This is a genomic window from Variovorax sp. Soil_C_33 (genome assembly GCF_057656935.1).
On sequence record NZ_JBDGJK010000001.1, the window covers coordinates 550,287 to 575,122 of the forward strand.

Here is a 24,836-nt window from a genome sequence, read left to right on the forward strand (position 1 = left end):
GTGCAATTAAGGAGCCCCATGCGCAAGCCCAACATCCTCTTCATCATGGCGGACCAACTGTCGGCCCCCGCCCTGCCGTTCCACGGCAACCACGCCATGAAGGCGCCGCACCTGCAGGCGCTCGCCGAGCGGTCTGCCGTCTTCGACAACGCCTATTGCAATTTCCCGCTCTGCGCGCCGGCGCGCTTCTCGCTCCTCGCGGGCCAGTTCGCGACGCGTATCGGCGCCTTCGACAACGCCTGCGAGTTCCAGGCGGACACGCCGACGCTGCCTTACTACCTGGCCCAGCAGGGCTACAAGACCATCCTCAGCGGCAAGATGCACTTCGTGGGGCCCGACCAGAAGCACGGCTTCGATGAGCGGCTCACCACCGACATCTATCCCGCGGACTTCGGCTGGGCGGCCGACTGGGCCGAGGGCGAGTTCAGCTTCTACTCGCCGGGCCACAACCTGAGCACGGTGGACGAAGCCGGACCGTGCTTTCGCAGCCTGCAACTCGACTACGACGAGGAAGTGGAGGCCAAGTCGATCCAGCGCCTGTACGACCTCGCACGCGATGACGAGCAGCCCTTCTTCATGTGCGTCTCGTTCACGCATCCCCATCCGCCGTACCACGTCCCGCCGGAATACCTCGATCGGTACAAGCCGGAAGAGATCAACCTGCCCAATGTCGGCGACATGCCGATGCACGAGCGCGACAAGCTGAGCCAGTGGGTGCAGTACTCCCACGGGCTCGACAAGGAAGGAGCGACCGACGAGCAAGTCAGGCGCGCGCGGCATGCGTACTACGCGATGGTCAGCTACATCGACGACAAGGTCGGGCGCCTGCTGGAAACGCTGAAGCGCGCGGGCTTCGATGACAACACGATCGTGGTGTTCACCTCGGACCACGGGGACATGCTGGGCGAACGCGGCATGTGGTTCAAGCGCGTGTTCTTCGACTGGTCGGCCAAGGTGCCCCTGCTCGTGTTCGATCCCCGGGCAGGCAAGCCGCGCCGGATCGCGGAGCCGGTCTCGCACGTGGACCTGCTCCCGACACTCGTTCAGTACGCCACCGAGGGCACTACTCCGAGCTGGGTCGAACCGATCGACGGCCACAGCCTGGTGCCGCTGATTGCCACGGGCGATCGCAGCGGCGACGCGGAAGCCTTCGTCGAATACACGGCCGAAGGGGTGACTGGCCCGTGCTGCATGCTGCGGCGCGGCAAGTACAAGTACGTCTATACGCACGGCCATCCCGACCTGCTGTTCGACATGGAGGCCGATCCGAACGAACTCGTCGACATCGCGCAGCAGCAGCCGAAGGTCATCGCCGAACTCAAGGAGCGCGTGCTCTCCCATTGGGATCCCGAGGCGATCACGCGGAAGGTGCTCGCCAGCCAGGCGAGGCGCAAGTTCATCAACTCGCTGCCCGACGCGAAGCAGCCGGTCTGGGACTACCAGGCCAGCACCGACGACACACGCCGCTTCGTGCGCCGCGGCAGCGCCCGGGTGATCAAGGTCAAGAAGCGTTGGCCGCCGCTGGCCGGCACGACGAACTGAAAGGAGACGGAGCATGGCCCAACACAACTTAACGGCGGATACGGATCCGCACCGGCTGGCTCGCGCCATCAGCGGCTACAACCTGATCGGCGGAGAACTGGTTGGCGCACGATCAGGGCGCACGTTCCCGGTCATCAACCCCGCCACCGGACGCGAGATCGGCCACGCCGCCCATAGCGACGCGAGCGACGTCGAGCAGGCCGTGGCCGCCGCGGCCCGGGCCCAGCCTGCGTGGGCTGCCATGACCGCGCGCAAGCGCGGCACCTTCCTGGCCGAGTGCTCTCGCCTGCTCGCCGAGCACGTGGAGGAACTGGGGCGCCTGGTCGCGCTGGAAACCGGCAAGGCCCTGCGCACCGAGAGCCGCGTGGAGGCCTCGGTCGTCGCCGATGCGCTGCAGTTCTACGGCGGCCTCGGCTCGGAGCTCAAGGGCGAGACGGTCCCGTTCAGCCCCGACATGCTGACCTTCACCCAGCGCGAGCCGATCGGCGTGGTGGGCGTCATCATTCCGTGGAACGCGCCCATGATGCTGATGGCGCTGAAGATCGCGCCGGCGCTGGTGGCGGGCAATACGGTCGTCGTGAAGTCTGCCGAGGAGGCCCCGCTGGCAGTCTTGCGGGTGTGCCAGATCCTGAACCAGCAGCTTCCCCCGGGTGTCCTGAACATCGTCTGCGGCTACGGCGCCGATTGCGGCGCGCCCCTGGTCGCGCATCCGGAAGTCGGGAAGGTCACCTTCACCGGCTCCGTCGAGACCGGCCGCATCGTCGCGCGCACCGCCGGAGAGAAGCTGATTCCCGTCACCCTCGAACTGGGCGGCAAGAGCCCGATGATCGTGATGGACGACGCGGACCTCCCCAGGGCAGTCGCTGGGGCGGTCAGCGGCATGCGCTTCACCCGCCAGGGGCAAAGCTGCACCGCGGCCAGCCGCATCCTCGTGCACGAGAAGATCCACGACGAGTTCGTCGCCATGCTCAAGGCGCGCGTCGATGCGATGAAGATGGGCGACCCGCTGGATGAGGCGACGGACATCGGCACGATCATCTCGCGCTCCCAGCTCGACAAGGTGCTGGGCTACATCGAACACGGTCGATCCGAAGCAGGTGCGACTGCTCACGAATGTTCCGAGCTGCCAGCAGGCGACGCGCTTCGAGGGGGCCTGTTCGTGCGGCCGGTGATCTTCACCGGTCTGGGCAACGCCTCCCGCCTCGCGCGCGAGGAGATCTTCGGGCCGGTGACCTGCGTGATCCGCTTCTCCAGCTACGAAGAGGCTATCACCCTGGCGAACGACAGCGACTACGGCCTGGCAGCGACGATCTGGACCCGGGACCTCAGGACGGCAATGGACGCCACCCGGCGGTTGCACGCCGGTTTCGTGCAGGTGAACCAGAACATCGTCGTCCAGCCCGGCCTGTCCTACGGCGGCGTCAAGCAATCCGGCCTGGGACGCGAGGCTTCGCTGGAAGCCATGCTGGACCACTTCACCCACAAGAAGACCGTGCTCATCAACATGACCTGAGCCCGGTCCTCGTTCTTGAAAAAGGAGACAAGCATGGCTGCAATCGGATTCATCGGGCTGGGCAACATGGGCTTTCCCATGGCATGCCGCTTGAAGGAAGCAGGCCACGAGGTGCGCTGCTTCGACGTGAGCGCAGGCTCCATGGAGCGGGCGCACGACGCGGGGCTGCAGCGGCGCGCATCGGTCGAGGAAGCGATCGCCGGCGCCGAAGTCGTGATCACGATGCTGCCCAGCGGGCGCCACGTGCGGGAAGTGCTGGAGGCCAAGGCGCTGCCGTTCGTCCCCGGCGCACTCGTCATCGACTGCTCGACGATCGATGTCGAGTCCTGCGCTGCCTTTCACGCGTCCCTCGGCGAGAAAGGCCTCGTCACCCTCGACGCCCCGGTCTCCGGTGGCGTCGGCGGCGCTGCTGCGGGGACGCTCACCTTCATGGTGGGCGGCACGGAGGCCGCGTTCGCGCGCGCCCTCGAACTCCTGCGCGTGATGGGCAGGAACATCATCCACGCCGGTGCGGCCGGCGCAGGACAGGCCGCGAAGATCTGCAACAACATGCTGGCGGGCGTTTCCATGCTCGCGGTGTCCGAAGCACTGCACCTGGCCAAGCGTCTGGGCCTCGATCCGAAGAAGTTCTTCGAGATCGCTTCGACCTCGTCGGGACAATGCTGGGCGCTCACGAGCTATGCCCCCGAGCCCGGCCTTGTGCCGTCTGCGCCTGCCAATCGCGGCTACGAGGGCGGCTTCGCGTCCGAACTGATGCTGAAGGACTTGCGGCTCGCCGAGCAGGCCGCGGTCGCGAGCCACTCCCCTGCCCTTCTCGGCGCGGCGGCCGCCTCGGTCTATGCGATGCATTGCGCCGCAGGGAGGGGGCGACTCGACTTCTCTTCCATCATCCAGATGCTCGGCGCGGCGCAGCCCGCGCGCAGCTGAAGCGAACCGAACAAGGAGACGAGCATGACAACCAGCCGCCGCATCTTCAACAGCGCGATCATCGCGCTGCTGCTCACAGGCACGACCGCTTTCGCGCAAAAAGACACCGGCAAGCTGATCGTCGGCTATCCGCCAGGCCAGTCCGTCGATGTGGTCGCCCGCGCCCTCGCCGAGCGCCTGGGACCGATGATCGGCCGGACCCTGATCGTCGAAAACATGCCCGGCCTCGCCGGCAGTGTCGCTCTCGCGGCCGTCTCGCGCATGCCTGCCGATGGAAGCGTCATGACGCTGTCGGCGTCCGCGGCCATCGCCGGAAATCCATCCCTGTACAAGAACGTGCAGTACGACAGCCTGAAGGACTTCGAGCCGATCGGGCTGATCTATGACGCTCCGCTCGTGCTGATGGTGAACAGCACCTTGCCGATCCAGTCGTTGAAGGAGCTGGTCGCGCACGCGAAGGCGAACCCGGGCAAGGTGAACTACTCATCGCCGGGCAACGGCTCCGTATCGCACCTCGCCATGTCGGAGCTCATGCGGCGGGCCGGAATCGAGATGACGCACGTTCCCTACCAGGGCGCAGCCAAGTCGCTCACCGACCTTGCCTCCGGGCAGGTTCAGGTGTCGTTCGACGCGTACGGCGCGGCGCAGCCCTTCCTCTCGGGGGGAAAGGTGCGCGCGATCGCAGTCAGTTCGCTCGAACGCATCTCCGTGCTGCCCTCGGTGCCGACGGTCGCGGAGAGCGGCCTGGCCGACTTCGATCTCGTGCCCTGGGTCGGCCTGCTGGCACCCGCCGGCACGCCGAAGGCCGTCGTCGACAAGGTCAGCGAGGAACTCGCCAGGATCGTGCGCTCGCCGGACTTCTCGCAACGAATCGTCTCCCTGGGGGGCCGGCCCCGGCCCGTCGCCGCGGCGGAATTCAGGAGCTTCGTGCGGGCCGAAGTCGACCGCTGGGCCGCGATCGTCAAGGGCTCCGGGGCCAGGCTGGAGTGATGCAATGATCGCACTCGGATCCGCCGCACTCGCGGGCGAGACCCGGCACCACCGAGTCCTCGACAACGGCTTCTGCTTTCATCGAAGCGAGTGGATGCAAAGCGGTCCGGGCCCGGGCCTGTCTCCCACCGTCTTCCTCGTGGAACAGCCGCCCGACTCCGTGCTCATGCCGCACTTCCACATGCAGAACCAGTTCCAGGTCGTCAAGGAGGGCTCCGGCACGCTGGGCCCTCGCGCGGTGGGTCCTGGATCCGTGCACTACGCCGGCGCTTTCACGGGCTATGGGCCGCTGGTGGCGGGACCCGCGGGCTTGAGCTATTTCACGATCCGTGCGGTCTGCGAAACCGGCGCGAATTTCCTGCCGGCGGCACGCGACAGGCTGCAGCGGGGACCTAAACGGCATGCGCAAGGGCCGCTGCATGAACCACTGTCGATGCACGCGCTGCGCGGCCTGGCATCGGCACGCCGGGTACAGCTGATCGCACCGCAGGGCGATCTCGAAGCCTGCGCGCTGCAGCTGCCGCCTCTTGCGCAGGTCGAGACCAGCGAGCCTGGCGGCTCGGGCCAGTTCCAGCTCGTCCTGGCCGGCGGGCTCGAAAGCCCGCAGGGTCGACTGCGGGCATGGGAAAGCCGCTACCTGTCGCCGGGTGAAGACGCGGCCGGCTGCGCGGCCGGAGAAAGCGGACTGCATCTGCTGGTGCTGCAGATGCCCGCGAACGCGCCCGAATATGCCGACGGGTGAAGCGCCCGGAGTCTCCTGTATAAAGATTGCATGACATCAGGGAAGTCCAACACACTTCGAACGCGAAGTCCTCAGCCGCTCTCGGCCGAGCAGGTTTGCGAGCGGATTCGCTCGGCGATCTTGAGCGGCGAGTTGAAGCCGGGATCGAAGCTCACCGAACAGGATCTCGCGGCCGAACTCGAAGTGAGCCGCACGCCGGTCCGGGAGGCGATCCGGCAGCTGGAAGTGGAGCGCCTTGTGAGCCGGACGCCTTTCGTGGGCGTCACGGTCGCCCAGCTCAGCCCGCAAGAGGTGATCGAGCTGCTGGACATCCGTGAAGTCCTCGAAGGCTTGGTGGCCCGCCTTGCAACGGAAAACATGGACAGCTTCCACCTGCAACGGCTGAAGAAATCACTGCAGCAGCTGGCCGCGAGCGCCAGGAAGAGCGACGTCGGCGCGTACCTCGATCAGGCGCTGGCGTTCCGGCGTGCGCTTGTGGAATGCTGCGGCAGTGCCACCTTGTCGGAGCATGTCATGGCGATCGAGAACCGCCTGCGCCTGACGGGCAGCCGCACCGCGCTGTTGCCGGGGCGCATGGAAGCTGCCATCGAGGAGCACGAGAAGTTGCTGGACGCGATCGTGCGCGGCGATGCCAAAGGTGCCGAGCGGCTCAACCGGGAGCGCATCCGGCACATCCGCGACGCGGTGGCGAAGTCGATTTCCTTCTCCATCATCTAGGGCCTGTTAACAGGCCCTAGCGCCGCGGCCGCTGCTCAAGTCCGATAAGAGGTGCCGCGCTCGCGCTCCAGCTTGCGCAGGAGTCCTGGCCACTCCAGCTTACCGACCTCGATGACGCCATCCGGTCCCAGCAACTTGCGGCCTTGGGCGCGGGTATGCGCGATGGTGGCTTCGGACAGTTCGTGGAGCGGGACACCGCCGGCCTGCCCATCGATCTGGAACTGGCAGGCCGTCTCCAGCCGCAGCATCCAGCAGAAGGCCTCCCCGACGCTGCGGCCGACCGTCAGGGCGCCGTGGTTGCGCAGGATGAGGACACGGCCATCGGCGCCGAGGTCACGCACGAGGCGCTCGCGCTCGTCTTCGTCGAGCGCCGCGCCCTCGTAGTCGTGGTAGCCGAGGAAGTCCAGCATGACGCAGGCCTTCTGGCTCAGGGGCCGCAATCCCTGTGCCTGCATCGCGATGGCATTGTTCGCGCGGGTGTGGCTGTGCATGACGCATTCCAAGTCCGTCTGAGCCATGTGGATGGCACTGTGGATGATGAAGCCGGCCGGATTGAGCAGCGATGGGTCCCCCTGCACGACGCGCCCTTCGAGGTCGACCTTCAGCAGGGCCGAAGCGGTCATCTCGTCGAAAAGGGTTCCCAGCGGATTCACGAGGAAGTGGTGCTCGGGCCCGGGCAGCATCACGGAGATGTGGGTGGAGGCCACGTCCGACATCCCATAGAGGTCCGTCAGTTGAAAGCATGCCGCAAGGTCGCAGCGCAGCTGCCATTCGTCGGCAGTGATGCCTGCGGGCGTTGCATGGGCGGCAAGTTGCGCGGAATCTCTGTTCATTTCGTTGCCTCCTTGGTGTGGGTGGGGTTGCCGTCGAGCGATCGCGACATGGCGATCCAGCGTGCGAGATCCGCCTGTACGAAAGCCTGTGTCTCGGCGGGCGGTGCGGGTTGAATGATCAAGCCGAGATCTGCGAAGCTGGCCCGGACATCGGGCGCCGCGAGCGCCTCGGAGAGAGCGCGTGCGAGAGAGGCGACGACGTCCGGCGGCAGGTTGGCCGGCCCCATCAGCGCGAACCAGTTGGAGATTGCCAGCCCGGGCATGCCTTGTTCGGCGACGGTGGGCACCTGCGGCAGCGACGGGAGCCGCGCGGGCGAAGTCACCGCGAGCGCCTTGATCCTGCCGGACTGCACGTGCTGGATCACCAGGGGCACGGTCATCGCGGTGACACCGATGTCGCCCCGGACCAGGTCTGTCATGACCTCCGGCTGCCCGCGATAGGCCACATGCGTGAGGTCGATCTTCTGCTGGCGCTTGAGCAGCTCCATCGTGAAGAACGGCGTCGTGCCAGCGCCTGCGGACCCATAGTTCACCTGGCCCGGTCGTGCCCTGGCGAAGTCGACGAGCTCGGGCAATGTGCGCACCGGCAGGCCGCTGCTCGCGATGATCGCCTGGGGAATGGTGCCGATCATGCCGATCGCGCTGAACGCGGTCTGGGGCTGCCAGGAGGCGGTCGCCGAGCCGGGGGGCGCCATGGTCGTGGGGCCACTGGCCACGACCAGCGTGTACCCGTCGGGAACCGCACGCGCCACGGCCGAGTAGCCGATGCTGCCTGCGGCACCCACGCGGTTCTCGACGATGAAGCTCTGCTTGGACCGCTCCGAAAAGTGCTGCGCGAGGCGACGCGCAATGACATCCACGATGCCGCCTGCAGGAAACGCGGACACGATCGTGACCGGGCGCTCCGGATAGGCTGCGGCAGCGACCGTGCCCACCGGCAGCACGCACGCCGCAAGAAACAGGGCCACCGCCCCTGCGCTCGCGCGCCGGCGCATGGAAGCATCGGTTGGGCTGGTCGAATTGCGCATCGAACTCTCCTTCGGTCGCATGGCGCGCACGGCGCCGTCAATCCTCGCTGCGGAATCCGGAGGCTTGCACCAGGGGACGCCAGAACTCGCGCTCCGCGTTCAGCGTGCGGCTCACCGTGGCGCCAGGCAAGCCAGTCGCTTCCATGCCTGCGCGCGTCATCGAGGCCTTGAGCTGCGGTTGCTGCATGGCGGCAACGAAGGCCCGCTCCAGGCGCTGCACCGCCTCCGCGGGGGTGCCTGCAGGCACGAAGGCACTGTAGGAGGCGTTCGCATGCTCGAACGCATCGATGCCGGCCTCACGCGCAGTCGGAACGTCCGGCAGGGACGGGATGCGGCGTGTACCGGAGACCGCCAGGATGCGCACCTTGCCGGCGCGATGGAGCTCCAGCTGGCTGGCCAGGGCATCGGTGCTCAACGGCACGTGCCCGCCGATCAGGTCCGTCACCAGAGGCGCGCCGCCCTTGTAGGCCACCGGTTTCAGCGGCACACCGATGGACTTGCCCATGCCGAGGACCGCGAAGTGCAAAAAGCCGCCAAGCGAAGTGAGTCCCACGCTTTCCTGCGACGGATTGGCGCGCACCCAGCCCACGTATTCCTGCAGTGTCTTGTACGGCCGATCCGCACCGGCGGAAATCACCGTGGGAACCTCGGCGAGATGGGCCACGGGGATGAAGTCCCGGTCGACGTCGTAGGCCAGCTGCCGATAGGTCATCGGAAAAATGATCAGCGGCGCGTTGGAAGACAGGAGCACGGTCCTGCCGTCGCGCGGCGACCGCTTCACATGCTCGATGGAGATGCGCGAGGCTGCGCCAGGACGGTTTTCCACGATGACCTGTTCCTCGCCACCGAGGCGCAGCTGCTCGGCGAGCGCGCGCGCCAGCGTGTCGAGCGCGCCCCCGGGCGGAAACCCGACGACGAGACGCAGCGGATGGGCGCTGCCAGCCGATGGCTGCGCAGGGGCTTGCGCCTGTACCGGTCCGGCTGCAACGGCAGCGATCGCCGCGATCCACGCGGCGGAAAGGAAAATCCGAATCACGTTCATCACCACACCTCCTCGTCCGGCCAGCGGGACACAAGATTCCTGGCAGCCTCGAATACCGCCGCAGCGGCAAGAAGATCCGACTCCCGGCGCAGGCGCCCCACCAACTGCAGGCCGATCGGCAGCCCGTCGCTGCCGAAGCCGCAGGGCAGCGTGATGGCGGGGTGGCCGGTCAGGTTGAATGGCATGGTCCACGGGAACCAGTTGGACCGCACCTCGTCGAAGAGCCGTCCATCGATCTCGAGCTTGCCGAACAGGTCCTGGTCGATCGGAAGGGCGGTCCGTGCCAGCGTGGGAACCACGATGAAGTCGTTGTCACGCAGCAAGTCCTGCACATGCCGGAAGAGGCGAGTGCGAGCGAAGTTCGCCTTCTGGTAGTCGACGGCGGTGTAGTCCTTCGCGAGCGCGAGCTGCTGGAGGAGGGAGGGAGTCAGCTGATCCGGCTGCTCCTCGGCCATCTTCCCGAACCGTGCTTTCCAGACCGTGTGATTGATGGTGCGCCAAAGTGGCTCGACGTCGAAGTCCGACGACGGCCCCATCTCGGCCAACTCCGCGCCCGACTCCGCCAGGAGCTGCAGTGCGGAAGCAAAGCAGGAAGCGACGTCGGACGCCATCGGCCGGCCGGGCGGCATGCCCGCGAACAGGATGCGCTTGCCCCGCAAGTCAGCCATCGAGCGCATGTCCTTGAGATAGTCTTCCGCCCGGGCGCCGGCAGACCAGGGATCGCAGGGATGCTCGCCCGCCATGGCCTGCAGCATGAGGGCGGTGTCGGCGACCGTACGCGAGATGGGGGTGACGTAAGTGAGATTGCCGATGGCATCCTCCGCCTGCGAATGCGGGACCAGCCCGATCGACTGCTTCAGGCCGACGACTCCGTTGCACGCTGCCGGAATCCGGGTGGAGCCTCCCCCGTCCGTTGCGATCCCGATGGGGCCAAGTCCGGTCGCCACCGCCACTGCTGCGCCGCCGCTCGATCCGCCGCTCGTGCGCTCGGGGTGCCACGCATTGCGCGTGCGTCCGAACAAGGGTGCATCGGTCAGGCATTTGGCGCCGAACTCCGACGTGGTCGTCTTTCCGACGAGGATGGCACCGTGCTGCCGCAGCCGGGAGATTGCTGCCGCGTCCTCGGTCGGGACGTTGTCGGCGAACAGCAGCGAACCGAAGGTGGTCTTCACGCCCTTCGTATTGACCAGGTCCTTGCAGGCGTACGGAATGCCGTGGAGCAGTCCGATGGGCTCGCCTCGCATGACTGCCTGCTCCGCAGCCTTCGCATCGCGCATGGCTTCATCGGGGCATAGCGTGATGAAGCAGTTCAGCTTGGGCTGCAGCCGCGTGGCGCGATCCAGCACGGCGCGGGTCACATCGACGGGAGAGACTTCACGACGCGCGATCGCTTCGCGCAGTCGTACCGCCGTCCAAAAGCAAAACTCTTCGGCCATCCAGGCTACCTCTGTCAGACACCGGCACATCCAGCCGGCATGCGCGAAGGTTGCCAGCCGGCTGCCGCACGGTCCAATACTCGTTCACAATCCGCTCATATCAGAAGCGTATGGGCATGGACCTCAAGAGCCTGCGTTATTTCGTGGCCGTGGCGGAAGCTCGCAGCGTGGGCAAGGCAGCCCTGCGGCTTCACATGGCGCAGCCACCGTTGTCCGTCCAGATCCGCAATCTGGAGGCGCAGGTAGGGACTGCGCTGTTCCTGCGCGAATCGACAGGGATGCGGCTCACCGACGCGGGCAGCGCCCTGTTCGCGCGCGCTCGTGAAGCCCTGGCCCTGGCGCACGATGGCTACGAGGCCGCGCGCGCGATCGGCTCCGGACGACGCGGCCTGCTGGCGGTGGGCTACATGTTTTCGTTGGGTTACGCCGTGCTGCCCAAGCTGGTCCCGCTCCTGCGTCGCACGCTGCCGGAAGTCGAACTGCAATTCGTCGAGATGAGTGCCGCCACTTGCGAGGCCCAGATCATCGATCACAAGGTGTCCGTCGCCTTGTGCATGCCGCCGATGCAGCGCGTGGAAGTGGCCAACACCATCGTCGGCAAGCAGCCGCTGCGGCTCGCCATGCCTGCACGCGCGCCGCTCGCGCGTCTCGCTTCGGTCCCGGTCGAACGGCTACAGGGCCAGAAGCTGGTCGCCCTGCCCAAGCTCAAGGAGAACGCGGACACGTCGCTGGTGGCCGCACTGCTTCGCCGGCACCAGGTGACGATGCAGGTGGTCGAACGTGTGGAGACCGTGCACGCCGCGTTGGCTCTCGTGCTCGCTGGCGAGGGGTATGCGCTGGTTCCGGCGTGCGCTGCGGTTGGTCGTCCTCCGGGTATCGCCTTCCGCACGCTGAAGGGCGTCAGCGAAGGCTTCGACGTGGCTGTCTGCCGGCGCCACGATCTGGACAGCCCCTTCGTCGAACCGTTCATCGCTGCTGCGAGGCAGGCGCTGCGATGAGGCTGCCTCCGGGCATTCGGGCGCGATGTGCGCCCGCGTCTGCGCGCCGACCTTCGGCATCGTCGGGCGATCGCTCGGTGCGAACCCTTCAAGTTATCCCTAGCATCGGCCCCTGAGCAGTCGCAGGCGGGTTGCTGTCGGTGACGGCGTACACCTCGACCGGCGCCGCCTTGCCCCGGAACGACGCCGCCCCGAGGGGCTCGACCGGGATGCGTCCATCGAGCGCGACGCAGGTTGCGGCATCGATCAGGATCGTCCGCTTTGCGAGCTTGGTGTGTGCCTCCAGCCGTGCGGCAAGGTTCACCGTGTCGCCGATGCAAGTGTAGGTCGCGCGCTGCTGCGTTCCGGTGTAGCCGGCCACCATTTCGCCGGTGGCGATCCCCACGCCGATGCGGATCGCCGGCTTGTCCACGGCGATGCGATCCGTATTCAGCAGCTCGATCATCTCGACCATGTCGAGCGCCGCGCGCACCGCGGCCGCGCTGTGGTCGGGCAGCGGAAGCGGGGCGCCGAAGATGGCCATCAGCCCGTCGCCGATCATCTGGTTCACCACGCCGCCATGGCCGTTGATCGCTTCGAACATCAGCGTGTAGTACGTGTTCAGCAGTTCGATCGTCTCTTCAGGTGGCTGCGACTCGACCAGCGCGGTGAAGCTGCGAATGTCCGAGAACATCACCGCGCCCTGCACGCGCCGCCCGCCGAGCGCAAAGCCGGATTGCTGCAGGTCCTGCGCAACCTCGGAGGTGGCGAAGCGGCGCACCAGTTCCTTCTGCTGGTCGCGCAGGCGCTTCTTCTCGAGGCTGGCGCCGATGCGCGCTTTCAGCAGCACCGCATTGACCGGCTTGTGCAGGTAGTCCTCGGCGCCGAGCTCGATGCAGCGCACGACGGTGGTGACGCCCTCGAGCGAGGAAGTCACGATCACGGGCAGGTCGCGCAGCTTCGGATCGGCGGTCAATTGCTCCAGCACCTGGAAGCCATCCATCTCGGGCATTTCCATGTCGAGCAGCAGCAGGTCGTAGGGGTCGCGTCGCAGCAGCTCCAGGGCGACGCGTCCGTTCTCGGCGCTGTCGACGCGGTGGCCCTGCAGTTCGAGGCTGCGGGTCAGCAGCAAACGATTGACCTTGTTGTCGTCCGCCACGAGGAGGCGAGCCGGCGGATAGCACAAGTCAACCACGAGTCAGCTCCGTCAGAGCCGCGGCGACCCGAGCGTACTCCCGCGCCAGGGCGTCAAGTGAGTTCGATTGATGCGCGGCCACCAGGCCCCCGAGCTCCTGTTCGCGCGCCATGGCGCCCAGCGCACGAGCGCCGAAAGTGAGACTGTTCGACTTCAGCGAATGCGCAGCACGGCGAAAATCATCGGCGTTTCCGGATGCGCTCGCGCCGCGAAGCTCCTGCAGCATGGCCGGTGCCTCTTCGAGAAACGTCTGCACCAGTTCCTTGACAAAGTCCGCCCCCGCGGTTTTCTGCAGTTCCGCAAAAGTCGCGAGGTCGATGGTCGCATCGGTCATCTCATCGGTCCTTTCTTGCGGGAACGCTGTTGAGCGTTTCGACCAGCCGATCGACGCGGATCGGCTTGGTCAGGTAGTCGTCCATGCCTGCGGCCATGCACATCTCACGGTCGCCCTGCATCGCGTTGGCCGTCATCGCCACGATGCGCGGCCGCCGCGGCGCCTCCAGCAGCTTGCAGATCTGCCGTGTCGCGTCCAGTCCGTCGAGCTCAGGCATCTGCACATCCATCAGCACCACATCGTAGGCCTGGCGCTTCACCGACTCCACCGCCTCGATGCCGTTGGAGGCGAGATCGGCGCGGTAGCCCATCTGCTGCAGCAGGCGCATGGCGAGCTTCTGGTTCACTGCGTTGTCCTCGGCGAGCAGGATGCGCAGCGGATGGTGTGCTGCCATCGTCGGGTCGATCTGCGGTTTGGCTGCATCAGCGGCTGCCGGCTTCGCTGTCGCGTCGTGCGCAAGCAGGCTCACGAGCGTGTCGAAAAGGTGCGACTGGCGGATCGGCTTGGCCAGGTACGCATCGAAGAGCGATTCGGTGGCGTGCGTCTCATGCCGCCCCAGCGAGCTGAACAGCACGAGCGGCAGCACCGCGTGGCTCGCCCGGATGCGCCGCGCGAGCTCGATGCCGTCCATCTCGGGCATGTGCATGTCGAGGACCGCGAGGTCGAAGCGCTCGCCCTGTTCGAGCCAGCGCAACGCTTCGAGCGGCGACTCCGTGTCGCGCGAACTCATGCCCCACTTCCCGGTCTGCAGCGCGAGCAGGCGCCGGTTCGTCGCGTTGTCGTCGACGATCAGCACGCGCCTGCCCTGCAGTTCGGCCTGCACGCCGACATAGTCTCGGCGCTGGCTCGGCGGCAGATTCGCGGCCGGCACCTCGATGGTGAAGAAGAAGGTCGAACCTTTGCCCAAACCCTCGCTTTCCACCCACATGCGTCCGCCCATCAGCTCGGCCAGCCGCTTGCTGATCGCCAGGCCCAGGCCGGTGCCGCCGTACTTGCGGGTGGTGCTCGAGTCGGCCTGCGAGAACGACTGGAACAGGCGGCTCATGCCTTGCGCCGACATACCGATGCCGGTGTCGCGCACAGCGAAGGTTAGCGCGACCTTGCCGGCGCAGGTGACTTCCGAACTCACCGTCAACACCACCTCGCCGGCTTCAGTGAACTTCACCGCATTGCTCAACAGATTCAGCAGGATCTGCCGCAGCCGCGCGAGGTCAGCGCTAACAGCAGCGGGCACGTTGCCCTCGAACACATAGGCAATGTCGAGCTGCTTCTCGTTCGCACGCGTGCTGACGAGGTCGAGCGCCGCCTCCACGCAGTCGCGCAGCTCGAACGGGTGCGACTCGATGTCCATGCGCCCGGCCTCGATCTTCGAGTAGTCGAGGATGTCGTTGATGATGGTCAGGAGCGCATCGCCCGAATCGCGGATCGTCGCGACGTAGTCCTGCTGCTCGGGGTCGAGCCTCGTGTCGAGCAGCAAGCCGCTCATGCCGATCACCGCGTTCATGGGCGTGCGAATCTCGTGACTCATGGTTGCGAGGAACGAACTCTTTGCCTCGTTGGCGGCCTCGGCCGCGGCGCGCGCCTCCTGCGTCTGACTGAACATCCGGGCGTTCTGAATGGCGATCACTGCCTGGTCGGCGAAGGTCTTGAGAAGCTCCACCTGGTGGCCGGAGAACGGCCCGGCCGCAATGCGGGTTACGCTGATCATGCCGATGGGCACGCCCTCGTGTACCAGCGGGACGCCTGCCTGGCCGCGCCATCCCCTGAGGCGCGCCAGCGCTCGCAATGCGTCCGAGACCTGCGCATTCGCCTCGATGTCCTCCATGAGAAGCGGCTTGCCCGTCACCAGGGGCTGGTAGATATAGTCTGACGTCAGCGGGGCGGGAAAGTAGTTCTTCAGCGCCTGGTCGCCCTCCTCGCTGGTGGGTGTGTAGGCGGCCAGATGGATCGAATCGTCGATGAGCCGCAACAACGTCGCGGAGAACCCGCCGACCAACTGCCGCGCGCTTTGAACGATGGCGTTGAAGACAGGTTGCACGTCGGCGGGCGAACTTGCAATGACCTTCAGGATTTCCGCTGTCGCTGTCTGCCGTTCGAGCGCTTCCTGGGTCTCACGGAACAAGCGTGCATTCTCGATCGCGATCACGGCTTGACTGGCGAAGGTCTGCAGCAGGGCAACAGACTTGGCAGGGAAGGCGCCGGGCTGCTCACGCGCAACGCCGACGGTGCCGATGGGACGGCCCTCGCGCAGCAGTGGGACCGACAGCACACTGCGAAAGCACGCCTGCCTTGCTTGTGCATTCAATTCGTACTCCTCGTCCGCGTGCACATCGGGAATCTGCACCGGAGCGCGCTCGATGATGGCGCGCGCGTTGCTGGAGCCGCGCCCGAGCTTCATCGGAAACGCGGCGCGCATGGACGCCTCCGCTTCCGGTGTCGTGCCGTGATAGCCCACCATGTGCAGCAGTTCGCCGTCGAAGCGCGTGGCCGTGCCGATGGTCGCGCCGCACAACGCCCTGGCGCGCTCCGCGATCGCTTCGAACACGGGCTGGGCATCGGTGGGCGAACTGCTCATCACGCGCAGGATCGACGCCGTGGAGGTCTGCTGCTCCAGTGCCTCCTTGGTCTCATTGAACAGTCGCGCGTTCTGGATCGCGATCACGGCCTGGTCGGCGAAGGTCTTCAGCAGCCCGGCCTCCTGCTCGCTGAAGGGCACGGGCGGGTTGCGGATCACGTACAGCGTGCCGATGCCCCGCCCTTCCCACTGCATCGGCGCGAAGACCTGCGAGTAGTTGCCGATCCCGAGCATCACCCCGACGTTGCGCACGCTCTTGGGCGTATCGGCCCCGTACATCACGTCGGCGTAGCGCAGGACGCGGTTTTCGCGAATCGCCTGGTGGACCGGCTCCTCGCGCAGCGGGAGCGGAAAGATGCGCGCCACCGCCGGCGCTGACTCGCCGCGGTAGGCCGCGGAGCGCAACAGCCGCTGCTCCTCGTCGATGATCAGGATGCCGAGCTCGGAGCTGCGGAACAGGCGGGCGCAGCGATCCAGGATCTTGTCGAACACCGGCGCTGTGTCGGCCACCGAGGCGCTGATGACCTGCAGGACTTCGGCACTTGCCGTCTGCCGCTCCAGCGCCTCCCTGGTTTCGTTGAATAGGCGCACGTTCTCGATGGCGATCACCGCCTGGTCGGCGAAGGTCTGCACCAGGCCGATCTCCGCCGGCGCAAAAGGCCGCACCTGGTTGCGCAGCAGCGCAATCACGCCGATCGATTGGCCGTCGCGAAGCATCGGCACCGCCAGCACCGTGCGAAAGCCATTGCGCGCCTGGAGCTCGCGCACGTCCGGATACTCGGTGTCGAGCAGGGGCACGACGTCTTCGACATGCACGCAGCGGCGCTCCAGGAACGCACGGCCGCCGATCGAGCTGGTGCGCAATGGCAGCTCTGCGCCCAGCGAGTAGTCGCCATACGCCGGGCCATAGCTCGTCATCGCGCGCAGGTGCTCTCCGACGGCCAGCCACACCCGGCTGCCGTCGGCCCGGCACAACAGGCCGGCGCGCTCGGCCACCGTGTCGAGCACCGGCTGCACGTCCGTCGGCGAGCCGCTGATGACCTTCAGCACCTCGGATGTCGCGGTCTGGCGCTCGAGCGCCTCCCGGGTTTCATTGATCAGCCGCACGTTCTCGATCGCGATCACGGCTTGGTCGGCAAACAACTTGAGCAGGTCGATCTGCCGTCGCGGCGTCTTGCCGGGTTCCAGCCACGCGGTGGCGATCACGCCGATCGGCTCGCCGTCCTTGAGCATCGGTGCCGCGATCATCCGGCGCCAGTTTCCGGTCGTGGCCATCGTGCGGTCGTAGTTCGGGTCCGACCCCGCATCCTCGATGCTCAAGGCCCTTCGCTCGATGATGGCGCGACCGCTCATCAGGTGCGGGTCGGGCGCCGCCGGGTACAGCGCGCGTGCCGCCTCCAGCGCCGGTGCAGCCCAGTTCCGGGTGGCCGCCAGATGAACCAAGCGGCCGTCGTAGCTGAAGATCGCGGAAGTCGGGCTGCCGAGCAGCCGCGTCGCGCAGTCCAGGATCGCCTCGAACACGGGCGTGACATCGGTCGGCGATTCGCTGATGACGCGCAGCACGTCGCTGATCGCGGTCTGGTACTCGAGGGACTCGGCCAGCTCGGCGGTGCGTTCCTCGACCTTGTGCAGCGCGTCCTGAGTCTCGTTGAACAGCCGCGCGTTCTGGACTGCGATCGCCGCCTGGTCGGCGAAGGTCTTGAGCAGCGCTCGCTCGCTGGGCCTGAATGGCCCAACCTCGCCGCGCTGCATGCTGAGGATGCCGATGCCGCGCCCCTTCCACATCAGCGGCGCAGACAGGCTTGCAAAGCTGCTTCCAAGATGCTCGGCGTTCCGGCGCAATGCCGGCGGCGCCCCTTCGTCGTTCAGCACATCGGCAAACTCAACAAGCTCACCGGTACGGAACGAAAGTTCGGCAACCGCATTGGCCAGCGCCATCGGGTAGCTCGATTGCACCAGTGACTTGACCTCGTCTGTGCGGGCCTCGCCCGCGGCGCGGCCGGCGGCCGGCATCCTCCAACGCGTCAAGGCGAGCCGACCCTCTTCGTCGACCATCAGCAAGGCGAACGAAATGCCGGCAAACAACCGGTCGCTGCACTCGAGGATCTTGTCGAACACGGGCCCGGTGTCGGCCACCGAACTGCCAATGACCTGCAGCACCTCGGCGGTCGCGGTCTGGTGCGCCAGCGCCTCCTTCAGTTCACGCGCGCGGCGCTGCGTCTCGTCGAGCAGGCGGGCGTTCTCCAGCGCCAGGCCCATGCTCGCGGCCACCGTTTCGAGCAGCCGGACCTCGTTGCTGCCGAAGGCGTATTCACGCTCGTGGTTCTGCAGCACGATGGCGCCCAGGGCGCGCTCGCTGCCGATGATGGGGACCGCGGCGATCGAATGCGCCCAATCGGTTCCCGGCGCCGGGCTCATGCCGATCCGGGTCTGCTCCTCGCGCGTGTTCGCCACTCCGGTCCGGCGTTCGCGCAGGATTCGCTCTGCGGCCTCGCCGGGCTTCAACGGCCGCGCCGGCGGGAGCGGCAACGGCACATTGTGTTCGTAGCGGTACAGCGCTTGGATCAGGTTGGTCTCATCGTCCCACCACACGATGTTCAGGTCGCCGGTGGCAAACACTTCCCGCAGCTTGTCGCCCACCAGGTTGATGACGGCCTGGAACTCCAGCCTTGCGGCCACGCCTTGCTGGATGCTGTTGATGAGGGTGAGCTCGCTGGCGCGTTGCGCGAGCTCGGCCGTGCGCTCGGCCACCGTGCGCTCCAGGCCCTGACGGAAGCGGATATTGGCCAGGGCCACGGACGCTTGGCTCGCAAGCATGGCCAGCAGGTCGCGCTCCGCGTCATGGAAGCGACCGACCGCGCCATCGATGTCGGCGTAGAGGTAGCCGACCAGCGCGTGCCCGACGATCAGCGGAGCGATGAAGCATGAGCGCTGGACAGCAGGATCGGCACCATCGGGCCCGTGCCGCAGGCTCACGGCGCGGGTGTGGCGGGTGTCGGCGAGCCAGGGTCCAATGGCGCCGAGCAGGCCGGCGACGTCTTCGCCCTGCGGCAGCATCGAGGCGGCGATGCGCAGGCCCTCGTCGGCCTCGAGCACCAGCAGCACGCGCTGCGCGCCGCTGAGTTCGGTCGCCTCGTCCTTGAGGATCTGGTACAGCTCGCTCTCGCGGCGCAATTCGTTCAGGCGAAGCCCGCTGCGGACCAGGCGCCCAAAAGGCTCGCGCCGGTGAGCTTCGGCGCGGAACGCACTCTTCGACAGCGGCCGGGACCGGGACCTTGCCATGTGGCAATTGCCTCCTGCGATCAGAGGGTGATGCGCGGGTGCCGCACATGTTCTGAAGTCTACGGCGAAGCGGCCAGCCGGTGTACGGCTTGGCAGGCTGTTCACTTGCCGATGTCGGCACGAGATGTCAGGACCGGGCGCTGTCGACTGCGTCGGTGGCGAGTTGGGTGCGATGCGCGGCTGTCAGTCCCGCGTGTGAGGAGCGGGAGTTGCGTACCCGGTGGGGCGCTTATGCAGCGGGCATGGCCTCCAGCCGCTTGACGGCATCGCGTAGCCCTTCAAGGATGCCTTCGGCAACTTGCGGCGGAAATCCGGGCGGCAGGGAGCGGTACATCTCATCGATTGCGACCGGAGTCGTTGCCAGAATTTCGCCGATGATGGACTCCACGTCTACGCCGAAGCACTTCCGGGCCGTCGCGTTGAAGTGCTGGCGCTGGATGTCCTTCATGAGGTAGTGGCGGTTCTTGCCGGAGACTGCCATTGCCACCTTCGCCTTGTGCCAGTTGAACTGGTTCGGCCCGTTGCCCATTGCGGGCAGTATGGACATGACGTCGTAGAGCGGGGTCATGCGAAAGAGGCCCCGCGGGAGGAGATGGATGCTGAAATTCTTGGCGTGGCCATCCGGCGCGGCCAGCAGCCAGAACAGGACCTGAGCCTTGAATAGGGTGAGAAGGTCTTCGCCGGGCCGCGTCGATTGCTTCAGGAGCGTGGACAGCTCGACGAGCCCCGGCCCGCCGTCGGCTTCGTACTTTGCGAGCGGCGAGCGGCCGAGGGCTTGGCAAAAGTCCTCCTGAGGCAGCCGCAGGTACCAGGTGCCGCTCGAATGGAGTTGCCGGTCAAAGCGCGTCACGCTCAGGACCTTTTGCTTGCCGAAGGTTCGGATGTCGCATTCCGCTACTGGCAGGCCATATGCCCGCAGGATCTTCATGCAAAGCCATTCGTTTTCGACGGACGTGCTCAGGTCGACCTTCCTGTTGCCGATGAGGCCCAACGGAAGCTTCAGGATGTGGGTCGTCGGAGTGGCCCCGTGCGGCCGCATCCATTTGCCATCGTGCCAGAGCAGCGCCGTCTTTTCCTGGGCGCCGGCGATTGAGAAGCGCAAGTCGTCATCGTCGGCATGCGCTCCCGGCCCTGGCGCGGTGACGGCCTCGATGAGCAGCTTTTCAATCTCGCCCTCGCCAATTGCTGCGCCGTCGATGATGTCGATGCGCTTGGGAACCTCGTCCTCTCCCAGAAGCTGGAGAGCGCCCACGCAGTCTCGGCCGATGGCCGTCAAAAGGTCGAAGGGGTCGAGAGAGGCTGTCTTGAAGCGCGCGGCGATGCGACGCCGGATGGCTTCGCTGTCGGGGAGCAAGTTGTCGAAGTAGTTCTGAACGCGAGCCCCGCGAAGCGGAGTGGTGTCGACGCCGAACGGCAAAGAAAGGGAGAGTTGCCGGCCGAGCTCGGATTTCATCCAGGCCTCGTCGTACTGCAGCTCCATCTCTCCCCTGGTCGGTATGCGCCAAGTGCCGACGCGTTGTCCGTTAGCCCACAGGGACAGGGCTTTGGCATGGCTTTTGCGGCCCATGCCTCACCACTCCGCGGTCGAAGAGGCGGCCGCCTGATCTTCTTCAATCGTGACGCGCAGCCCGTACAGCGCCGACAACGCCAAGAGCTGCGCGACGGTCATCGCGGAGGGGGCCGTTTCCAGCACCGACAGCCGACTCTGGCTGATGCCCGCATGTCGGGCGGCGTCCGCTTGGGTCAGCTTCTTGCGGCGCCGCGCGGACGACAGCAGATGCCCGAGTTGGGCGGGATTTGAGAGAAACTGGGCCATCGAATTATCCGATTGACGAATATTTGCGTTTTATCTGTTTCACGGATATTTGGCAAGTATGTGCTACACAAATAAAAGTACCCTATCTGCCACATGAATACGCGCGCTGCAACCTTCGCGGCGGCGACGGCCTGCTGCAATGGCGCGCGAGGCGCCGCTTTCAATGCGGCGCGTGCTCTTCACTCTGCAGCAGCGAACCACGACCGAATGGCGGTGATATGGCGCAAAAGCTCGGTCAGTTCACGGTTGCGCACGGCCGGGCGGGGCCGAAGGAGCTGCTGTTGACGGCAGCGCGACGCTGCGCCGCTTGGCCCTGACGATATCGAGCCAGTCGTCGATCTCGATCCTGCTGACAATGAAGATCAGCGCCACGGACGCCGTGTTGAAAACCGCCAGTCCCATGTTGCCGTCGCCCATCAGGTAGGAGGCCGCCGGTGCGGCGCTGATGCAGACCATGGTGGCCGCCGTCATGCCGGTATAGTGCATTGCGCACACGGCGACGCCCATCACCGCGGCCGCGATGAACTGGTGCGCCAGCTCCGTGAGGTTGAAGGCCAGCCACAGCGCCGTCGCCGCCGCGCCGACGGCGATCGCTACTGAGACGGCCACGACGACCAGGTCGAAACTCATGCTGGCGCGCATGTTCATGGCGAACATGCCGATGTAGTGCATCGCGCACACGCCGACACCCGCCAGCAGGCTGCCGGCCAGCCAGCCGCCACGGGTAAAGCGCTTGCCGCCGGCCAAGTACAGGGCGATGCCCGACATGACGATCGCGGCGCCCAGCGAAAGAGCAGTCAGCGGCACGTCGTAGGCGATCGACACGGGTAGCCTGTAGGCCGCCATGCCGATGAAGTGCATGGACCAGATGCCGATACCGCCCATCGACACCGCGCCGCAGGCCAGCATGGAGAGGTCGAGCGTGCCGTCCCTGCGCACCATTTTGTGGGCGCACAGCAGGGCCAGCAGTGAGCCGAAGAAGGAGATCACATACGAGAGCGCGATGGTTCCGGAGTCGTAGCGCGGAGACAGCAGTTGGCCGACGAAGGGATCCATGGCGTTCCTTTGCATGAGGGCGGTGACACCGGGTGCCAGTTGGAGCGAACTGGATGTGATCGTAGGGCTGCGGGCTCTGACGCGCATGAATTCCGGGGCGAGCTGTCGCTGGGGAACGTGCAATTTTGGGCCGATTCCGGCGGTTGCCGGTAGCAGCCAGAGTGTTCCGGGTTAATAAATCCCCAAACAGCCACCCAGGCGGCTCGCGGCTCGCCAGGCTCCTTGAGCTTAGGTAGGCGACGCAAATGCCCGAACGACACCTGCCCGCGCAGGTTCGGAAAGCAAGCAACTGCTAATAAATGCTCAAACTAGCCGCGCGTCCCGTCGTCGATCGCGACGGCCACTTCGGTCCGCCCTCATAGGAATGGCCTGGGAACGCCAACTAGTTGCGCTCACGCCATCCCTGGCCGGATGCCCCGGTAACCGTGGGCTCTTTCATGAGCGCGTCGCCCGCTGGTGAGGCGTTGCGCCGAAGCTCTCGAATTGACCGCGCCTGGCCCTGCAACTCAGGCCGAAATCTTCTCCAGGTAATAGCAACCGAGCCCGCGAACCGTTGCGACGCGCACCGGTCCCTTTTCGATCTTCTTGCGCAGACGATGGATGTACACCTCAATCGCATTCAGGCTCACCTCCTCGCCCCATTCGCACAGGCGCGCAACCAGCTGGTCCTTGCTGACCGGCCGCCCAGCACGCTGCAGCAGCACCTCGAGCAGGGTCAGCTCCCGCTCCGACAGGTCCACCATCTTGCCGTCGAGCGTGGTCAATCGGCTAGCCTGATCGTAGACCAGCGGGCCATGCCTAATCGCATTGCCAGAGATGCTCATGACGCGTCGCGACAGCGCGCGTACGCGCGCCTTGAGCTCCTCCAAACTAAAGGGCTTGGCCATGCAGTCGTCGGCGCCGTTGTCCAGGCTCTTGACGCGCTCCTCCACGCTGTTTGCCCCTGTGAGTACAAGCACCGGTAGGTGCGACCCGCGGGCACGCAGGCGCTTGAGGATCTCAAGGCCGTGCAGGGTGGGCAGATAGAGATCGAGGATCAGCAGGTCGAACTCGCTATGTGTGATGAGCGTCGTATCGGCCTCCGAGCCGGTGGTCACGTGGTCAACCATTGCGCCCGAGGCGCGCAGGCTATGCAGGATCGCGTCGGCCAGCACCTGGTCGTCCTCCGCGACGAGAATTTTCATAGTGGCCTCTTTCGTTGATCCCCTGCCCTCACCCGCTTACGGCGTCGCACGAGCCGCCAACCGCTTGGCAGGCTGTGTCTTCGGTTCTCTCATGCAACGCCTCAATGCAGCTTGACGTGGGGTTCGGTGCGCCGCGTGATGAGGCGGGCGAGCGTGTCGAGCGAGACCTTGACGAGGCCGTGCAGCGCCAGCTCGTGCATCTTGTAGAGCGACATGTACATGAGCCGCGCGAAGCGGCCTTCGATCATCAGGCTGCCGCCGACGGGCCCGCCCATCATGTTGCCGACGGTGCTGAACTCGCCGAGCGACACCAGCGAGCCGAAGTCGCGGTAGCGGTAGGGCTTGAGCGCCTTTGCGCCCAAGCGCCGGCGGATCTGCGCCGCCACGTGCGAGGCCTGCTGGTGCGCCGCCTGCGCGCGCGGCGGCACCAGGCCGCCCTTGCCGTCGTTGGCCTCTGGCCAGTCGCAGGCCGCGCAGTCGCCGATGGCGAAGATGTCGGCATCGCGCGTGGTCTGCAGCGTCGGCAGCACCGCGAGCTGGTTGCTGCGGTTGGTTTCGAGTCCCGCGATGTCCTTCATGAAATCGGCCGCCTTCACGCCCGCGGCCCATACCACCAGCTCGGCCGGCAGCGTGCGGCCGTCGGCCAGGCGCACGCCCTCGGGCAGCACCTCGGCCACCCTCGCCGAGGTGTGCACGTCCACGCCGAGCTTGCGCAGCAGCGCCTCGGTGGCGGCGGACATGCGAGGCGGCAGCGCGGGCAGGACGCGGTCGGCGGCCTCGATCACGCTGACCTGGATGTCCTTCTCGGCGTCCACGCGATCGAGCCCGTAGGCCACGACCTCGCGCGTGGTGCGATGCAGCTCGGCCGCCAGCTCCACGCCGGTGGCGCCCGCGCCGATGATCGCCACGTGCAGCTGCTCGGGTCTGAGCGGCGTGGTCTGCGCGTGCGCTCGGATGCAGGCGTTGACCATGCGCCGGTGAAAGCGCTGCGCGTCCGCCTTCGACTCGAGCCGCAGCGCATGCTCGCGCACGCCGGGCGTGCCGAAGTCGTTGCTGAGGCTGCCGATGGCCACCACCAGCGTGTCGTAGCCGAAGGCGCGCGCCGGCGTGACCAGCCGGCCCTCGTCGTCCATGTAGGGCGCCACATGCACCTCGCGCCGCTCGCGGTCGATGCCGGTGAGCTCGCCGAGCCGGAAGCGGAAGCGGTGCCAGTGCGCCTGCGCAAGGTAGTCCACCTCGTGTGCGCTCAGGTCCATACTGCCCGCGGCGATCTCGTGCAGCTTGGGCTTCCACACGTGGGTGCGGTGCTTGTCGATCAGCGTGATGTCCGCCATGCCGCGCCTGCCCAGCGTATCGCCGAGGCGCGTGGCCAGCTCCAGGCCGCCGGCACCGCCGCCCACGATGACGACGCGGTGCCTCTGCACTGGGTTGTTCATGGCTGGGGCCTCCGTACCGGCATGTGCGATCGCTTCAGTGCGGCCGGGCCACGACGACCCGATCGGTTCGCCGGGCACGGCCACCTTGTGGAGGCGCGCCAGTATTCCAGGCCGAGGCCCAGCGCTGCTACAGCTGCCCCTGGCACAGGTACTTGATGTGCATGTAGTCGTCCAGCCCGTGCACCGAGCCCTCGCGGCCGTAGCCGGACTC

Annotated in this window: 19 protein-coding genes; 7 read left to right on the plus strand and 12 right to left on the minus strand. The window is 66.5% G+C overall.

What is annotated here, in order from left to right; translation table 11 throughout:
- Positions 1–18: 18 nt before the first annotated feature.
- The 6 genes from betC to AC3A6B_RS02750 are packed head-to-tail and all read left to right on the plus strand — an operon-like array spanning position 19 to position 6,431.
- Complete coding sequence (gene betC / locus AC3A6B_RS02725; protein WP_487835199.1) at positions 19–1,542, plus strand: choline-sulfatase; 1,524 nt, start codon at positions 19–21, stop codon at positions 1,540–1,542.
- Positions 1,543–1,555: 13 nt separating this feature from the next.
- Positions 1,556–3,055, plus strand: coding sequence for an aldehyde dehydrogenase family protein (locus AC3A6B_RS02730; protein ID WP_487835200.1), 1,500 nt, complete (start codon positions 1,556–1,558; stop codon positions 3,053–3,055).
- A gap of 15 nt (positions 3,056–3,070) precedes the next feature.
- Positions 3,071–3,982, plus strand: coding sequence for a 3-hydroxyisobutyrate dehydrogenase (mmsB, locus tag AC3A6B_RS02735; protein WP_487835201.1), 912 nt, complete (start codon positions 3,071–3,073; stop codon positions 3,980–3,982).
- 24 nt (positions 3,983–4,006) lie between these two features.
- On the plus strand, positions 4,007–4,972 hold the full coding sequence (locus tag AC3A6B_RS02740; RefSeq protein ID WP_487835202.1) for a Bug family tripartite tricarboxylate transporter substrate binding protein: 966 nt from the start codon (positions 4,007–4,009) through the stop codon (positions 4,970–4,972).
- 4 nt (positions 4,973–4,976) lie between these two features.
- Positions 4,977–5,714 carry a hypothetical protein gene (locus AC3A6B_RS02745; protein WP_487835203.1) on the plus strand — a complete coding sequence of 246 codons (738 nt, stop codon included), beginning with the start codon at positions 4,977–4,979 and terminating at the stop codon, positions 5,712–5,714.
- A 30-nt stretch (positions 5,715–5,744) separates the two neighbouring features.
- Positions 5,745–6,431: a GntR family transcriptional regulator gene (locus AC3A6B_RS02750; RefSeq protein WP_487835204.1), complete on the plus strand. Its 687-nt coding sequence runs from the start codon at positions 5,745–5,747 to the stop codon at positions 6,429–6,431.
- A gap of 35 nt (positions 6,432–6,466) precedes the next feature.
- On the opposite strand, the gene AC3A6B_RS02755 is transcribed toward AC3A6B_RS02750, so the two are convergent.
- From AC3A6B_RS02755 to AC3A6B_RS02770, 4 genes are read right to left on the minus strand one after another with little or no spacing between them, the layout of a single operon-like run.
- Positions 6,467–7,264 carry a class II aldolase/adducin family protein gene (locus AC3A6B_RS02755; RefSeq protein WP_487835205.1) on the minus strand — a complete coding sequence of 266 codons (798 nt, stop codon included), beginning with the start codon at positions 7,262–7,264 and terminating at the stop codon, positions 6,467–6,469.
- A complete protein-coding gene (locus AC3A6B_RS02760; protein WP_487835206.1) occupies positions 7,261–8,292 on the minus strand; it encodes a Bug family tripartite tricarboxylate transporter substrate binding protein in 1,032 nt (343 codons plus the stop codon). Before AC3A6B_RS02760 ends, AC3A6B_RS02755 begins: the two co-directional genes overlap by 4 nt.
- Positions 8,293–8,329: 37 nt before the next feature.
- Positions 8,330–9,334, minus strand: coding sequence for a tripartite tricarboxylate transporter substrate-binding protein (locus AC3A6B_RS02765; protein ID WP_487835207.1), 1,005 nt, complete (start codon positions 9,332–9,334; stop codon positions 8,330–8,332).
- A complete protein-coding gene (locus AC3A6B_RS02770; RefSeq protein WP_487835208.1) occupies positions 9,334–10,770 on the minus strand; it encodes an amidase in 1,437 nt (478 codons plus the stop codon). Before AC3A6B_RS02770 ends, AC3A6B_RS02765 begins: the two co-directional genes overlap by 1 nt.
- A gap of 116 nt (positions 10,771–10,886) precedes the next feature.
- Between AC3A6B_RS02770 and AC3A6B_RS02775 the strand changes: the two genes are divergently transcribed.
- Complete coding sequence (locus AC3A6B_RS02775) at positions 10,887–11,768, plus strand: LysR family transcriptional regulator (protein WP_487835209.1); 882 nt, start codon at positions 10,887–10,889, stop codon at positions 11,766–11,768.
- An 88-nt stretch (positions 11,769–11,856) separates the two neighbouring features.
- Here AC3A6B_RS02775 and AC3A6B_RS02780 read toward each other — a convergent pair whose 3' ends face one another.
- From AC3A6B_RS02780 to AC3A6B_RS02815, 8 genes are all read right to left on the minus strand, one after another.
- Entirely contained in the window at positions 11,857–12,942 is a 1,086-nt protein-coding gene (locus tag AC3A6B_RS02780; RefSeq protein WP_487835210.1) for an adenylate/guanylate cyclase domain-containing protein, read from the minus strand.
- Positions 12,935–13,276, minus strand: coding sequence for an Hpt domain-containing protein (locus AC3A6B_RS02785; RefSeq protein ID WP_487835211.1), 342 nt, complete (start codon positions 13,274–13,276; stop codon positions 12,935–12,937). The genes AC3A6B_RS02780 and AC3A6B_RS02785 overlap by 8 nt, the downstream gene beginning before the upstream one ends.
- A 1-nt stretch (position 13,277) precedes the next feature.
- Positions 13,278–19,133 carry a GAF domain-containing protein gene (locus tag AC3A6B_RS02790; RefSeq protein WP_487835212.1) on the minus strand — a complete coding sequence of 1,952 codons (5,856 nt, stop codon included), beginning with the start codon at positions 19,131–19,133 and terminating at the stop codon, positions 13,278–13,280.
- 229 nt (positions 19,134–19,362) lie between these two features.
- On the minus strand, positions 19,363–20,700 hold the full coding sequence (locus AC3A6B_RS02795; protein ID WP_487835213.1) for a type II toxin-antitoxin system HipA family toxin: 1,338 nt from the start codon (positions 20,698–20,700) through the stop codon (positions 19,363–19,365).
- 3 nt (positions 20,701–20,703) lie between these two features.
- Positions 20,704–20,949, minus strand: a complete 246-nt coding sequence (locus tag AC3A6B_RS02800) for a helix-turn-helix transcriptional regulator (protein WP_487835214.1) — start codon at positions 20,947–20,949, stop codon at positions 20,704–20,706.
- 240 nt (positions 20,950–21,189) lie between these two features.
- Complete coding sequence (locus AC3A6B_RS02805; protein WP_487835215.1) at positions 21,190–22,005, minus strand: MHYT domain-containing protein; 816 nt, start codon at positions 22,003–22,005, stop codon at positions 21,190–21,192.
- A gap of 506 nt (positions 22,006–22,511) precedes the next feature.
- A complete protein-coding gene (locus tag AC3A6B_RS02810) occupies positions 22,512–23,189 on the minus strand; it encodes a response regulator transcription factor (protein ID WP_487835216.1) in 678 nt (225 codons plus the stop codon).
- A 101-nt stretch (positions 23,190–23,290) separates the two neighbouring features.
- The gene (locus AC3A6B_RS02815; RefSeq protein ID WP_487835217.1) at positions 23,291–24,625 is read right to left on the minus strand and encodes an NAD(P)/FAD-dependent oxidoreductase; all 1,335 of its coding nucleotides are present in this window, start codon (positions 24,623–24,625) and stop codon (positions 23,291–23,293) included.
- Positions 24,626–24,836: the final 211 nt, after the last annotated feature.